Origin of the sequence: Uruburuella testudinis (assembly GCF_022870865.1) — a bacterium.
Taxonomy (GTDB): domain Bacteria; phylum Pseudomonadota; class Gammaproteobacteria; order Burkholderiales; family Neisseriaceae; genus Neisseria; species Neisseria testudinis.
The window spans coordinates 1,752,045-1,766,591 of the sequence record NZ_CP091508.1; the positions used below are offsets into that span (position 1 = coordinate 1,752,045).

12 protein-coding genes are annotated in these 14,547 nt (G+C 51.9%); 5 read left to right on the plus strand and 7 right to left on the minus strand.

Annotated features, from left to right (window positions below):
- Positions 1-190 precede the first annotated feature (190 nt).
- On the plus strand, positions 191-1,054 hold the full coding sequence (locus tag LVJ83_RS08025; protein WP_244784003.1) for a sulfurtransferase: 864 nt from the start codon (positions 191-193) through the stop codon (positions 1,052-1,054).
- Positions 1,055-1,340: 286 nt separating this feature from the next.
- Here the strand turns inward: LVJ83_RS08025 and ubiE are convergent, their stop codons facing one another.
- From ubiE to LVJ83_RS08045, 4 genes are all read right to left on the minus strand, one after another.
- Positions 1,341-2,078 (minus strand): bifunctional demethylmenaquinone methyltransferase/2-methoxy-6-polyprenyl-1,4-benzoquinol methylase UbiE, encoded by a 738-nt coding sequence (ubiE, locus tag LVJ83_RS08030; protein ID WP_244784004.1) that lies wholly within the window; start codon positions 2,076-2,078, stop codon positions 1,341-1,343.
- A 20-nt stretch (positions 2,079-2,098) separates the two neighbouring features.
- The gene (locus LVJ83_RS08035; protein ID WP_244784005.1) at positions 2,099-2,512 is read right to left on the minus strand and encodes a gamma-butyrobetaine hydroxylase family protein; all 414 of its coding nucleotides are present in this window, start codon (positions 2,510-2,512) and stop codon (positions 2,099-2,101) included.
- Between the two features lie 60 nt (positions 2,513-2,572).
- Positions 2,573-2,833, minus strand: coding sequence for a cytochrome b6 (locus LVJ83_RS08040; protein ID WP_244784006.1), 261 nt, complete (start codon positions 2,831-2,833; stop codon positions 2,573-2,575).
- Positions 2,834-3,038: 205 nt separating this feature from the next.
- Positions 3,039-3,959: an AEC family transporter gene (locus LVJ83_RS08045; RefSeq protein WP_244784007.1), complete on the minus strand. Its 921-nt coding sequence runs from the start codon at positions 3,957-3,959 to the stop codon at positions 3,039-3,041.
- Between the two features lie 215 nt (positions 3,960-4,174).
- Between LVJ83_RS08045 and nadE the strand changes: the two genes are divergently transcribed.
- Complete coding sequence (gene nadE, locus LVJ83_RS08050; protein WP_244784008.1) at positions 4,175-4,972, plus strand: NAD(+) synthase; 798 nt, start codon at positions 4,175-4,177, stop codon at positions 4,970-4,972.
- A gap of 943 nt (positions 4,973-5,915) precedes the next feature.
- Here nadE and LVJ83_RS08055 read toward each other — a convergent pair.
- The 3 genes from LVJ83_RS08055 to LVJ83_RS08065 form a co-directional block, all read right to left on the minus strand.
- Positions 5,916-7,361, minus strand: coding sequence for a surface lipoprotein assembly modifier (locus tag LVJ83_RS08055; RefSeq protein ID WP_244784009.1), 1,446 nt, complete (start codon positions 7,359-7,361; stop codon positions 5,916-5,918).
- A 115-nt stretch (positions 7,362-7,476) separates the two neighbouring features.
- On the minus strand, positions 7,477-8,229 hold the full coding sequence (locus LVJ83_RS08060) for a Slam-dependent surface lipoprotein (protein WP_244784010.1): 753 nt from the start codon (positions 8,227-8,229) through the stop codon (positions 7,477-7,479).
- 218 nt (positions 8,230-8,447) lie between these two features.
- Entirely contained in the window at positions 8,448-11,279 is a 2,832-nt protein-coding gene (locus tag LVJ83_RS08065) for a TonB-dependent receptor domain-containing protein (RefSeq protein WP_244784011.1), read from the minus strand.
- A gap of 455 nt (positions 11,280-11,734) precedes the next feature.
- Between LVJ83_RS08065 and LVJ83_RS08070 the strand changes: the two genes are divergently transcribed.
- The 3 genes from LVJ83_RS08070 (at position 11,735) to LVJ83_RS08080 (ending at position 14,547) form a co-directional block, all read left to right on the plus strand.
- Positions 11,735-12,208 (plus strand): hemerythrin domain-containing protein, encoded by a 474-nt coding sequence (locus LVJ83_RS08070; RefSeq protein ID WP_244784012.1) that lies wholly within the window; start codon positions 11,735-11,737, stop codon positions 12,206-12,208.
- A 278-nt stretch (positions 12,209-12,486) separates the two neighbouring features.
- On the plus strand, positions 12,487-13,176 hold the full coding sequence (locus tag LVJ83_RS08075; RefSeq protein ID WP_244784013.1) for a hypothetical protein: 690 nt from the start codon (positions 12,487-12,489) through the stop codon (positions 13,174-13,176).
- A 1,107-nt stretch (positions 13,177-14,283) separates the two neighbouring features.
- Positions 14,284-14,547, plus strand: a complete 264-nt coding sequence (locus LVJ83_RS08080) for a DUF4212 domain-containing protein (RefSeq protein ID WP_244784014.1) — start codon at positions 14,284-14,286, stop codon at positions 14,545-14,547.

Below are 14,547 nucleotides of genomic sequence, written 5' to 3' on the forward strand. Positions count from 1 at the left end.
ATTGATTGAGGCCGTCTGAACATTTCAGACGGCCTCAATCAATTACCCACAATGTTGCCATTGCATACACTTTGTTAACCATCATGCACACATCAAAACAACAACCCATTGAATCAATTGAAATTAAAATATGGCACGATTCTTGCTCAATCACTGATGACCCCACCACTTAATCTTTGAGGAGCCCGCCATGAACCTGCACAACATCTTAATCACGCCCGAATCACTGCAACAACTGCAAGCCGCCGCCCCGGTGGTGCTTATCGACACCCGCAATGCTGAAAGCTATGCCGCCGGCCACATTCCCGGCGCCGTCAATCTGCATGAAGTTTTCACCTTTTTAGCCACCTCTACAGCCGAAGGCCTGCGCGAGCTGCGCGACACCTTTGTGGCCGCATTGGGCGCAGCGGGCATCAGCGGCAGCGAAACCGTGGTGTTTTACGAAGACTCATTAAACGGCGGCTACGGTCAATCTTGCCGCGGTTTTTTTCTGCTGCATTGGCTGGGCTACGCCGATGTCAAAGTGCTCAACGGCGGCTACAGCGCCTGGACGGCCGCAGGTCTGCCGGTGTCTGTTGAAGCGGCAACACCCGCGCCGGCGCGCTTTCCTGCCGACTTGCCCGCCAATGATGTGATGGTTGATGCAGACTATGTGCTCGCCGCGCTCGGCAGCGACACCGTATTACTGGATGTGCGCGACGTGGTGGAATGGATAGGCGAAAGCTCCAGCCCCTACGGCGTTGATTTCGCACCGCGCAAAGGGCGTATTCCCGGCGCACGCTGGATCGAATGGTATCGCTTTATGAAGCCCTCTGCCCAAGGCCCGGTGATGAAAACCCCCACCGAAGTCAAAGCGGAATGCGACAGCGTCGGCATCGGCTGCGATGATGAAATCATTCTCTATTGTTTCAAAGGCGCCCGAGCCGCCAACACTTTTCTGGCGCTGAAACAGGCGGGTTATGAAAATGTGAAAATGTATTTCGGCTCGTGGAACGAATGGTCGCGCAATCCCAATTTACCGATTGAAACCGGCACCGAAGAAAAAGCCGCCTGAAACCTGCCGGCACAGGCAGCATCTACCCCCGTTGAGATGGGGGAGAAAACCACATGCCGCCACACCAATCGAATGCTGAAACACCAGCCGAATGAAGTTTCAGACGGCATTGCAAGACGCTTAGCTCTGGCAGTATCAACCGAATGCTGCCGGGCAAAATAAGGCCGTCTGAATATTCGGCAGGTTTGCCGAAGCCTTTTCAAACGGCCAAGGGTGTCCTGATCATTCAGAATGGTCAGGACACCCTAATATAGTGAATCCTATAGTGAAATGAAAATACAGGATATTAAAACTTCACGCCTTTATGCAAAGCCACCACCCCGGCAGTCATATTGTGATAATCGACACTGTCGAAGCCCGCATCCAACATCATTTGCCTTAAAGTTTCCTGATCCGGGTGCATGCGGATGGATTCGGCCAGATATTGATAGCTGTCGGCATCTTTGGCAATCATTTTGCCCATCAGCGGCAGCAGTTTAAACGAATACACATCATAAGCCGGCGCCAAGGGCTTGAATACTTTTGAAAACTCCAGCACCAGCAGCGTGCCGCCGGGCTTGAGCACACGATACATTTCTTTCAGCGCCGCCTCTTTGTGCGTCATATTGCGCAGGCCGAAAGCCACCGACACCAGATTGAAATAATTATCGGGAAACGGCAGTTTTTCGGCATCAGCCAGCGACACCGGCAACACCAGGCCTTCGTTGAGCAGGCGGTCGCGCCCCACGCCGAGCATAGAAGAATTGATATCGGTCAGCCACACTTCGCCCTCTTTACCCACGCGCTTGGCCCAACCGCGCGACAAATCGCCGGTGCCGCCGGCAATATCGAGCACTTTGTCGCCTTTATTGAGGCGCGCGGTATTGATGGTGAAATGCTTCCACACGCGGTGCAGGCCGCCCGACATCACATCGTTCATAATGTCGTAGTTTTTGGCTACCGAATGAAACACCTCGGCCACTTTGCCGGCTTTTTCTTGTTCGTCAACGGTTTTGAAGCCGAAATGGGTTTTATTGTCGCTCATGGTTTTTCCTGAAACTCTGTTTAATGTTTGCCGCAGCCGCCCGAACCGCAGCCGTGCCCCGCTTTGGGTGCGTCGGGCGATGCAATGCGCGATGCGCCGGCTGCTTCGATTCTGCGCAAATAATCTGCCCACATTGTATCGTATTCGTGCGCCAATTTATATAAATAATCCCAGTCGTAAAGGCCGCTGTCGTGGCCGTCTGAAAACGTGATTTTCAGCGCATACTGCCCCACCGGCTCCAACCCTGCAATCACCACCGCAGATTTGCCTGTTTGCAGCACCTCCTGCCCCGGCGCATGGCCGCGCACTTCGGCGCTGGGCGAATACACGCGTAAAAACTCGGCCGGCAGCGATTTGGCCCCGTCCTGATAAACCAGTGTGAGCGCTGCGCGGCTGTTTTGCAGGCGGATTTCTTCCGGCATATTGTGTTTCATTGATGTGTTCCTGTTTGTTAAAAATACATTTAAAGCAGCGGCCGCCTATCCATCGGGCATTTATTTTCCGCCCCGCTTGCGCAACCGTGCCACGCGCACGCTGAATGCTGCACCCGCCAGCGCCAGCGCCAGCAGCGTATACAGAATCATGCGCACCGCCCAAAGCTGCTGCACAGCATCCAAGCCCAAAGGCAGCACCATCACCAGCACAAACAATACAAACGCCAGCATCATCAGTGCGATAAAAATAAAAGCCAAGCGTGTGGCCCGGCGGATTTCAGCATTGGTATTCATCACGCGCAACAAGTCTGAAAAAACCATATTGTAGCAGAAGCGGCCGGTCGGTTTCAGACGGCCTCAAGGCTTAGGGTGTCCTGATGTGTCGTTTATGAGGGGATTTTTGTTCCTGGAAATGCAGATGCCAGGCAAAAAACGCAGCAAGATTGGACATCTTGCGAGGCTTTTTAACGCAGCAGATGCGTTTTCAGGGGCAAAATACACCCTTAAATCGACACATCAGAACACCCTAATGCCCCAGCATCAACACCAGCGAAATCGAGAAAAACGACAGCAATGTGGTGACCAGCATCGCCGCTGCGGTTTGCCGTTCATAGCCGTATTGCAGGCCGAACAGCGGATACATGCTCGCCATCGGCACACTCGCCAGCAGGGCGCCGGCAAACATGGTGTCGGCATCTGCGCCAAACAGCCACAAACAAGACACCACCAGCACCGGAAACAGCAGCAGCTTGCCGCCGGTTATCACCACAATATCGGTCAGGTTGCCGCGCACTTTCAAACCATACAGGCCGCCGCCGATCACAAACAGCGCCAACGGCGACGAAGCGGAAGCCATCATCGCGGTAACTTTTTCCAACACCGCCGGCACCGGAATACCCAGCACGGCAAACACCAACGACACCGCCAGCGCAATGATAATCGGGTTTTTCGACAGATTTTTAGCAATGCGCCACAGCAATGCACCGATATTCGCCCCGCCCCGGGCCGCATCAATCAACACAAACATCAACGGCAGAATCAGCATATTTTCCACCAAAACATTCATGGCAAAAAACACGCCCGCCGGCGCGCCCACCGCCATCGCCAACAGCGGATAACCGATAAAGCCCGTGTTCGACATGCCCGTGCCCAAGCCGTTGAGCGCCGCCAGCGCCGCATCCTGACCGCGCCATTTGCTGATGCCCCATCCGGCCGCAAACGACAGCAGCGAAGCCAGCGCATAGCCTGCCAGATAAGTGATATTGAGCACATCGGCAAGCGGCCGGGTGGCAATGGCGTGAAACACCAACATCGGCAGCCCCACCCGAATCACAAATTTGCCCATACCGGCGAGCTGCTCGCGCGTAAAGAATTCAAAACGCACGGCAAAATAGCCCATGGCCATAATGATGAAAATCGGTGTGGTGATGGTGAGGATGGCAAGCATAATCTACCTTGAGGCCGTCTGAAACCAAACGGCAATACCGCATCTGCCCGCAATTGCGGCAGCCAACGGTGTGAACGGAAATGCGCACATTTTAGCAGAAGGCCGCCCTGCCCCGCGCAGATTTCTAAAATTCGCCGCAAACGCTTTCAGACGGCCTCAAATCGCGCTATATTAAAAGCCTCATATTCCCGATTATCCGCCCGAAAGGAAACCCTATGCAAACCCAAGCCGTGATTGACCACATTACCCACTGGTTGAAAAACTATGCCGCCACCGCCCGCGCCAACGGCTTTGTTGTCGGCGTTTCAGGCGGCATCGATTCGGCTGTGGTTTCCACCCTTGCCGCCAAAACCGGCCTGCCTACCCTGCTGCTGGAAATGCCCATCCGCCAAAAAGCCGACCAAATCGACCGCGCACAAGCGCATATCGACGATTTGAGCAGCCGCTTTGCCAATGTATCCGGCCGGCGGGTCGACCTTACCCCCGCATTCGACCGCTTTGCCGACACCGTCGACGTAGACGAAGCCGAATATCCGGCCAAACAACTGGCGCTGGCCAACGCCCGCTCGCGCCTGCGCATGCTGACTCTTTATTATTACGGCCAGATCAACGGCCTGCTGGTTACCGGCACCGGCAATAAAGTGGAAGATTTCGGCGTAGGCTTTTTCACCAAATACGGCGATGGCGGTGTAGACATCAGCCCGATTGCCGACTTGCTGAAAACTCAGGTATACGAGCTGGCCAAAGCCCTCAACGTCATCGAATCCATCCAACAGGCCACGCCCACCGACGGCCTGTGGGACAACGACCGCAGCGACGAACAGCAAATGGGCGCAAGCTATCCCGAGCTGGAATGGGCCATGAGCGTATACGGCAAGCAGCCACCCGAAGCCTTTGAAGGCCGCGAGCGCGAAGTGCTGGAAATCTACACCCGCCTGCACCGTGCCATGCAGCACAAAATCAACCCGATTCCGGTGTGTGAAATTCCGCCGGAATTATTAATCAAGAGCTGACAGCGCCATTCGGGCAAGGCCGGCGGATACAGAGAAAATCAGCAGCCAACGTGTGGCGGATACCGGTAGCCGACAAATGGTTTGATATTCTTGTGATTCCCAATGATTTTAGCCGTCTGAAAAATGTCGGATTCGAGCATCCGATTACAAGGTATATAGCATGATGGGTTCTGCCCATGAAAGCTCTGCATATACAAAGGCCGTCTGAAAGAAAATGCTTTCAGACGGCCTTGCTTGTGTTCAGAATAATGCCCATTCATGAAAGCAAGCGTCGGATACCGGGAGCCGACAAATGGCTTGATACTTTTATGATTCCCAATAATTTTGGCCGTCTGAAAATATCGGATTCGAGCATCCTACCTATAGGATAGAGCATGAAGGGCTTTGCTCACGAAAGCCCTGTGTATACAAAGGCCGTCTGAAAAAAATGTTTTCAGACGGCCTTTGCTTGTGATCAGAATAATGCCCATTCATGAAAGCAAGCATCGGATACCGGTAGCCGACAAATGGTTTGATATTCTTGTGATGCTAAATGATTTTGGCCGTCTGAAAAATACCGGATTCGAGCATCCTACCTACAGGATAGAGCATGAAGGGCTTTGCTCACGAAAGCCCTGTATACAAAGGCCGTCTGAAAGAAAATGTTTTCAGACGGCCTTGCTTGTGTTCAGAATAACGCTCATTCATGAAAGCAAGCATCGGATACCGCTAGCCGACAAATGATTTGATATTCTTATGGCTCCCAATAATTTTGGCCGTCTGAAAAATACCGGATTCGAACATCCTACCCACAGGATAGAGCATGAAGGGCTTTGCTCACGAAAGCCCTGTGTATACAAAGGCCGTCTGAAAAAATGTTTTCAGACGGCCTTTGCTTGTGTTCAGAATAACGCTCATTGACAAAAGCAAGCCAGCGCCGCCAGCTTATTTTTGCGAATGGATATTAAAAAAACCGCGACCATTTCAACAGGGCTTCGTTTTTGCGATAGGCTGCAAACCAGCCGGCATTGCTGCTGACCCGTGTGTGTTTCAAAGTCAGCGCGGGGGTGAAGCCGCCGAGCTGCCAGCGCGGCACGGTGAGTGTGGCGCTGTAAACCTGTTCGCGGTCGCGGCGTCTGACTTGCAGCCACGGGTTGAACGCGGCATATTGGCGCCGACGCACGGCTGCATTCAGATTGAGGGCGACATTATCGCCCCATTGCCGCACCACGCCCGCCCGCAAGCCGTATTGGCGGTAATCATTGGCCGGCTCCTGCGTTTGCCGCCATTGCATATCCGCCCCGCCATAGAGCCACCAGCGCGGATTGGGCGCATACGATAATGTGGCGTATACGCTGCTATGTTTGCCGTTGTTGTGGCGGTAATCTTCGGCATACTGCATGTGTTTGCGTTCGGCCTCGATATTCACGCCCCAATCTGGCCGCGGGCTGTATTGCCATTCCGCCCGCGCACCTGCCGCCCGGTAAAGGCTGCGGTTGCCGGTTTGGTTCCATTCCCACAGCGGCGCCGCCGACCAGCTGTGCTGTGCCGAAGCCCATTGGTAACCGGCGGCCAGATTTAAAGTGTCCTCACTGCGCCCGGCATGGTGGCGGTAGTGCGTGCCATACAGCAGGCCGCGCAGCCATAAGGCATGATGCCCGGCCAGCGGCCAGCGTTTGCTCAATGCGGCATCATAACCTATGCCGCGCGCGGGCTGCGGCGGCGGAGACGACTGCTCATATTCGAGCGGCACACCGGCCGGCGTGTGCAGAATAAAGGTTTCGCTTTTACCGGTGCCCTCCCCCACATTACTGTTCCACACCGGCCCCGCCGACACCGACAAATGCCAACCGTTGCGCACATCCAGCGCATCCCGATAGCCTTGCACATTTTTGCGCACCGCCGGCGGCAGTTTTGCATCGGCTAATTGCGCAAACTGTGCCTGCGCCGCCTTGTCTTCACGGTTATCAAACAACAGGCGCGCCCAATCCAGGCGCGCGCGGGTAAATTCGGGCTGCGCCGCCAGCAAGGCCTGATACTGCCGCTGAGCCTGCGCCAAATCACCGCGCAAACGGCTCAGGGCTGCTTCGGCAAAATCGGCCGTGGCGGCATCATATTCGGGCAACGCACGGTAACGCTGCAACAAACGCGCCACATCATCCGCCTGACGGTGGTTAACCGCCACCATCAGTGCCACCGCCAGCTCCGCCGCATTGTTACCCACCGCAAAATCTTCGCCGTTTATGCGCAACACACCAGCTTCCGGCTCCGGCACCAATGCCGCCTGTTCGCGCTGCTGCAACAGCTGCTGTGTTTGAAAACGCAATTGCTGCGCCGTTTGCTCGCTGTCGGCATAAACCGGCAGCGAGCAAACGGCCAAACCCAACGCTGCCCAATATTTTTTTATCATTCGCTTGTTGATATATGTGTGTATTTTTCAGACGGCCTCAAGCTGTTTTGCCGGGCACGGTAAATCAAAAAGCAAAAGGCACCGGCCGCCGCCGCATGCCCCTTGATGTGTGAATTTATTTTTTTACACCGCCGAATGCAGTGTCGAGTTTGCGGTCGTCAAACTTGGCAAAGCCCGCCAGGCTGCCGGCATTGTTGCCAAAGAAATGGCCTTGCGAAGTGCCGGTTTTGCCCGCCGCAGTTGCCGAGCCGTTAAAGCTGGCGGCAGCAGTGTTGATTTTTGCATCCACGCCTACGTTTAAAGCATTGTTGGCCAGGCTGCCCTTAAGCGTGTTTTTGCCGAAATCGGCGGTAAACGTGCCGTTGAGCTGGTTGTTGCCGCTGTATTGGTTGATGCCTTTAACCGCATAAGTGGCCGTGCCGGAAGTGGGCATATTGGCGGTTTTGTCTTTACCGACATAGTAAACCGAGCGGGTGGCGCCGGCGGTGTCGTTATGCGCCGTCCATTCACCGTAATAAACTTCGGCGTTGCTGTCGGCCAGTTGGGCGAAATTGAAATTGCCCATCGCCACTTTACCATGAGCCGGCGGCGTAACCACGGTGACGTTGTTGCCGTCGGTTGCACCATAATCAGGATTCTGTTCGGTTAATTTCCGAACACTTCTCATTGAAATTTTACTCAATTGTCCAAGCGCAACACCTTTAACACCAACACCGGGCAAGCCTGCAGAATCTGCATGCGGGCCAAAAGGTATCCACATACTGCCGCCCACCTCGATATTATCCTTATAGCTTTGGGAGCCTACCGTTGCGGCATGAGCCATTGAAGAAATCATGCCAACAGCCAACACGGCGAGAATCTTTTTCATTTTAATGCCTTTCTATCTGCGAACAGATAATTATGTCAGAGAATATATACTGCATCTAAAACTGCCTTCTTGATTGAGAAGGCAATCTCAGTATAAACACAAACATTATAAAAGTAAATAAAAATCAATATTATTTATGAAAGCTTTTTAATATTTAGCTATACTCGGCTTAGGCCGTCTGAAATCATGGGCAAGTTTTTATGGCAGCGGTTACAGCATCAGAATTTCCCGGAAAGGCTGAATTTCAACGTCCGCCCCGGTGCCGGCATCTCAGAACGGGTAAGCGGATCGAGGTAATAACGGTTGGTCAAGTTATTACCGCTGATTTCAGCAGTAATGTGCTTGTTGATGCGGTAGCGGGCATAAGCATCCCATACCGTTACAGAATGCCAGCGAATAGTGTCATTAAATGTATTTTGATAATAAGGCCATAATTCACCGAAATTTTTCGGGCCGTTATTGCGCCAGCCGGCATGGTGGGTCAGGCGGCTGCCCAATTCCAGCTTATCATTGAAAAAACGTCCGCCAACTCCCCAATTGAAGCTGTATTTGGGCGGTTGCATATTCTGGATGTAACCGCTGCGGAAGCCGTCTTCAACGCAATTCGGAATACGCCCCTGATAGGGATCATATAAAGCTGCCTGATCTTCATCGCAGATTCTGTTTTTCAGGGTGTATGAAGCGCCTATATCAGTGAAAAAACGACCATTGTCGTAACGCGCCTGCAGTTCCAACCCGGAAGTTTCCCACTTATCGACTTGGATAAAAAACAAATTGACATCGCGATCTATCGGATTTTTGATGCTGTTGCGATACCAAGCCAGCTTGATATCGGCGGAAGCCGGCTGTTTGTCAAACAGGTTGCGGAAATCGTAAACATAGCCCACTTCCACGTTGGTGGCTTTTTCGGGTTTGATTTGCTGGGTACCTAAAAAACCTGCTGAAAAGGCAACAGTAGATTCAAACAGGCTGGGCATACGGGTTGCCTGTGTCCAACGGCCATAAATGCGGTGATTGTCATTCAAACGGTATGAAGCCGACAATACCGGCGACCAGCCGGAAGAGGCTTTGCGTTTGTCAACTTGGGTGTTGGCGCCGGAATAATCATAAATCGGCAGTGCTTGTAATGCACCTTCAGGCCGGATCCAACCATTTTTTTGTGCTTCACCGTTCAAGAAAGGATTGTTGGCACGGCTGGCCTTTCCGTTTGCATTCATTTCCCAAACGATACTGTGAAACAACTGACCATAATTGCTCGCATCAGTATTGATGCAACGGCTGGAATCGGAATCGCTTTGACAGCCTCCCGTGTAATAACCTAAATTTTCTAAGGCGCTACTGCGCCAATCTTTCTCATATTCCTTAAATGCAGCGATAACGGCCGGGTCGGTCAGCTCAGTGTAATAATTCAATTTATAGCCGGTTTTTCGAGCATTCATCATCATGACATAACCGTTATAATTCGGATCGTCTTTATCGTTGAGGATTTGTTGTAAACCTTTATCAAATGAAGAATAACCGTTCCAGCGTGCACCGGCACTAATGGCCAATTTTTCGGTGGGCTGCCAGTCGAAATTGAAATCGAATTTGTATTCTTTACGTGTGCCCTGCCGGGGGCGGGAGCGGAAGGAATCAGGCTGATCAGGGTCTTTCCACCAACGGTCTTTAGAATCTAAGTCTTCTTGCTGATAATTGCCTGCCAAGGTAAGCGCCAACGTGTCGGTAAGGCTGATTTTATTGGAAAGATTGACCCCCCAGCGGTTATTGTCGGCAGTATAGAGAGAGGAGTTGACAATGGGATTCTGCCCTTTGGCATCCAAGGGAAAGCCGCCGCTGTTTTGAGTGGTAGTTTTGGCACGTGTCGTCCAAATACCTGCCTTGACATCAAGCCAAGGGTTTTGCGGCTTCCAGCTATAATTCAGATAATAGGCATCCAAGCCCACAGAGCTGAGCGGCCATTGCGGCAGCAACCGCTGGTCTTGATATTCGCGGTAAAAATCACCCAACCCCATGGTGCCTGATATGCGTGAAGGCATAATGTCGCCATAATCCGAGCGGATACGGCTGTAGCCCAGCTGCACAGCCTGATTTTCAGACGGCCTCCAAGTGCCTTTCAGTAAAATTGATTGAGTTTTGTTAGATGTATTCGGAACCTCATAGCCCCCTTTAATCAGCTGGTCGCTTTCCTCTCCGATGTAGCGCTCAACCCCGCCTTTACCGGCAAAATAATTACCGCGATCGCGGTGGGCAAACGCGGCCAGAAAATCAAACTTGTCTTGTTTTATCCCTGCCGCTATCCGATAAGCCTGATCGTGACCAAAGCTGTTGAAGCGCTGTTGTTTGGCTTCAACACTGGTCATACCTGCTATCCACTTCGAACCATATTTTTCCCGCGCCCAATCCGGCACGGATTTACCGATGTATTGACTGTAGTCTGCTCTTTCTTTAACAGCATTATTGGAAGCCTCAAAACGGACATCCACGCCGTATGTTTTCCCTTTTTCCACAACATCATCAATAGACAAGGTGCGTATTTCTACACCACCACCAATCGAGTTTTGCAAACTGCGATTGAGCGAAGGGCCTTTTTCTACACGGATACTGCTGATTAACATTGGGTCAATATAGTTGCGGTTATTGGCACCGTTATAGCCACGCCAGACAGTAATCGCCTGCTCCGTGCCATCCACCGTTACCGGCACGCGCCCCTGCCCTTGAATACCGCGCACATTAGGGTCTATCCCGCCGCTGTTGCGGGCATCACCCATTTGCACCCCCACCATGCCTTTAAACAGATCTGCCGGGCTGGTGCCGCGGTAGGTGTCGATTTCCTGCAAGCCTTTATAAACGCTGGAAATATCCTCTTCGTAAACTTTGTCGTGCCCTGCTGCATCGCGCACATTGCGCATGCCTTCTACCACGATCGCATTCAGCTCTGTTTTTGAAGCCGCTTCATCGCCGCCTGTTTCGGCTGTATTCGCCCACACATGCGGGGATGCCCACAAGATACTCAAACACAGCGCGATGGTTTTGAGCGGATAGTTTTTCATTCTGTTTCCCTTGTTTACATTTATCAGAGGTTGTCGGGCAGAGCCGGCACGGTATGCCGCTGTTTTGATGCCGGAATCTGCTGTGTTTTATTGAAATGCCCGCAGGCTTTATGCCGCATGCGGGTTGCATTATATCCATTCGCAAAAGTAAGTCGGCGGCACCGCTTCAGCCTGCCGTTTTGTCGGCCGGCTTCTATGAATGGGCATCAGACAGGCTGAATCCCCCATTTTGGGAATACATTACAACCCGTTTCAACACAAAGGCAGATAATAGTATTTTCATCTTTATACGTCAATAATAGTAATAGTTTTTATTATCTGATTAATTTCGTGTAAATATACTACTGCTTCTACTTCTATCGGCGTATGTGCCGTCTGAAAAATTATTCATATAATATGATTGTTATAAAAAAGGCCGTCTGAAAAGCCTGAACCCGATATAAGGAACCCAAACCATGACCGATTTGAATGTATGGCAACAAGCCCCGCTGAATGCCACCATCAACCACATTTTGCAGCGCTATCATGAAGTGCACCGCCGGCAGTTGGCCGATTTGATTGTGTTGGCGGAAAAAGTGTCTGCCGTGCACGCGGGGGTGTTTCCTGCTGAGGTGTTACCGCTGCTGCAAGGCATAGAGGCTGATTTGTCAAACCATATGATGAAAGAAGAGCGGGTGTTGTTTCCGATGATTAATCAGGGCGCCGGGCGTGGTGCGGCGATGCCGATTCAGATGATGATGCACGAGCATACCGAGCATGAGGCGGCTATCGGGCAACTGCTGGCGCTAACAGACAATCTGACGCCACCAGAAGGGGCTTGCGGCAGCTGGCAGCGTTTGTATGCGCAGGCGCGGGAATTTGTGGATGATTTAAACGACCACATCACGCTGGAAAATGAAATTCTGTTTGCGCGCGTGCTGGCTGCTTGATCGGCTGTTTGAATTTACATATCAAAGGCCGTCTGAAAATGTTTTCAGACGGCCTACCATTATGCAAGCCTTGCGGCTTGTGCCCTCTCCCTAACCCTCTCCCACGGGAGAGGGAACTCGGTTGCTGTTGTTTTTGCCGTTACGCGTGTTTTTGCCATTGTGTGTTTTTACCGTTACGTATTTTGGTCGGCGTTATTTTCCCGCCAATCTTACCGCTTCAGCAACCTGGCTCCCTCCCCTGTGGGGGAGGGCTGGGGAGAGGGCGGCAAACCACAGGTTTGCTTTATTGCGTATTCCGCCATCATTTCAGACGGCCTGACCATTATGCAAGCCTTGCGGCTTGTGCCCTCTCCCTAACCCTCTCCCACGGGAGAGGGAACTCGGTTGCTGTTGTTTTTGCCGTTACGCGTTTTTTGCTGTTGTGTGTTTTTGCCGTTACGCGTTTTTTGCTGTTGTGTGTTTTTGCCGTTGCGCGTTTTTTGCTGTTGTGTGTTTTTGCCGTTGCGCGTTTTTTGCTGTTGTGTGTTTGGGTCGGCGTTTGTTTTTCCCACCAATCTTACCGCTTCAGCAACCTGGCTCCCTCCCCTGTGGGGGAGGGTTGGGGAGAGGGCGGCAAACCGCAGGTTTGCATCATTCCGCCTTCTTCCATCATTTTCAGACGGCCTGACCATTATGCAAGCCTCACGGCTTGTGCCCTCTCCCTAACCCTCTCCCACGGGAGAGGGAACTCGGTTGCTGTTGTTTTTGCCGTTACGCGTTTTTTGCCATTGTGTGTTTTTACCGTTACGCATTTTGGCCGGCGTTATTTTCCCGCCAACCTTACCACTTCAGCCACCTGGCTCCCTCCCCTGTGGGGGAGGGCTGGGGAGAGGGCGGCAAACCGCAGGTTTGCATCATTCCGCCTTCTTCCATCATTTTCAGACGGCCTGACCATTATGCAAGCCTCACGGCTTGTGCCCTCTCCCTAACCCTCTCCCACGGGAGAGGGAACTCGGTTGCTGTTGTGTTTGCCGTTACGCGTTTTTTGCCGTTGTGTGTTGTTACCGTTACGTATTTTGGTCGGCGTTATTTTCCCGCCAATCTTACCGCTTCAGCAACCTGGCTCCCTCCCCTGCGGGGGAGGGCTGGGGAGAGGGCGGCAAACCGCAGGTTTGCATCATTCCGCCTTCTTCCATCATTTTCAGACGGCCTGACCATTATGCAAGCCTCACGGCTTGTGCCCTCTCCCTAACCCTCTCCCACGGGAGAGGGAACTCGGTTGCTGTTGTTTTTGCCGTTACGCGTTTTTTGCCGTTGTGTGTTTTCCGTTACGCGTTTTTTACCGTTGTGTGTTTTTGCCGTTGCGCGTTTTTTGCTGTTGTGTGTGTTTGGGTCGGCGTTTGTTTTTCCCACCAATCTTACCGCTTCAGCAACCTGGCTCCCTCCCCTGTGGGGGAGGGTTGGGGAGAGGGCGGCAAACCGCAGGTTTGCTTTATCGCACATCCCATCATCGCCATCATTTCAGACGACCTATTCCTGCGCCCACGGCGGCTTCCTCGCCAACACGTCGGCATACGCCGGGCAATCTTCGCTGTGCGCACCGCTCATACCTATTTACAACAACAATCTCACGGTGCGTCTTGTCGGTTTACTTTTGTGAATCGGCATGATACGGATATGGCCGGTTTTTCGCCATTTTTCATACAAATTCTCTGCATTTTCACTTGTTGAAATGCCGTTTTCAAGCCGTTTTTGCGGTGTTTTCTGCATTGATTGTCAACATTTTCCAGTGCTTTCACTCGAATTTTCATTTACATATTCACAAACATATAATTACATTACACTACATTGGTTTACCGTTAAATTTTCAACATTTTGTTTACATACTGTGATGGGCGGTATCTTGTTTTTTTATGGAATCCATCAGAATAATTCAATTTAAAATATTTTGAACTATGCTATTCTGCCCCTACGGTGCAGTATTTTAAGCATCTGAAAACTTTGCCGGTTCACCGGATTTTGCGGTCTGCACTGCATGATTCGGGCAAAATAAAACGGCAGATCTAATTATAAAATTGTCAACAAAGGAGGAAGTCATGTCTGTTAACAAACATGATGCTGCAAGCTACTGGAAGGCAAACGTCCGACTTATCGTTATCTGCTTGGTTGTCTGGGCGCTGTGTTCTTATGGCTTTGCAATCGTTTTACGTCCTGCTTTATCAGGCATTCCGGTCGGCGGCTCCGATTTGGGTTTCTGGTTTGGTCAGCAAGGTTCGATTCTTACCTTCATCGCTATCATTTTCTTCTATTCGTGGAGAATGAATAAGCTGGATGAAGAATTCGGTGTGGATGAGGAGTGA

Bases quoted from the DNA above. Each gene is read 5' to 3' on its own strand.
- LVJ83_RS08035 (WP_244784005.1), bottom strand. From the start codon at position 2,512: ATGAAACACAATATGCCGGAAGAAATCCGCCTGCAAAACAGCCGCGCA.
- ubiE (WP_244784004.1), bottom strand. From the start codon at position 2,078: ATGAGCGACAATAAAACCCATTTCGGCTTCAAAACCGTTGACGAACAA.
- LVJ83_RS08060 (WP_244784010.1), bottom strand. From the start codon at position 8,229: ATGAAAAAGATTCTCGCCGTGTTGGCTGTTGGCATGATTTCTTCAATG.
- LVJ83_RS08070 (WP_244784012.1), top strand. From the start codon at position 11,735: ATGACCGATTTGAATGTATGGCAACAAGCCCCGCTGAATGCCACCATC.
- LVJ83_RS08080 (WP_244784014.1), top strand. From the start codon at position 14,284: ATGTCTGTTAACAAACATGATGCTGCAAGCTACTGGAAGGCAAACGTC.
- LVJ83_RS08025 (WP_244784003.1), top strand. From the start codon at position 191: ATGAACCTGCACAACATCTTAATCACGCCCGAATCACTGCAACAACTG.
- nadE (WP_244784008.1), top strand. From the start codon at position 4,175: ATGCAAACCCAAGCCGTGATTGACCACATTACCCACTGGTTGAAAAAC.
- LVJ83_RS08055 (WP_244784009.1), bottom strand. From the start codon at position 7,361: ATGATAAAAAAATATTGGGCAGCGTTGGGTTTGGCCGTTTGCTCGCTG.
- LVJ83_RS08065 (WP_244784011.1), bottom strand. From the start codon at position 11,279: ATGAAAAACTATCCGCTCAAAACCATCGCGCTGTGTTTGAGTATCTTG.
- LVJ83_RS08040 (WP_244784006.1), bottom strand. From the start codon at position 2,833: ATGGTTTTTTCAGACTTGTTGCGCGTGATGAATACCAATGCTGAAATC.
- LVJ83_RS08045 (WP_244784007.1), bottom strand. From the start codon at position 3,959: ATGCTTGCCATCCTCACCATCACCACACCGATTTTCATCATTATGGCC.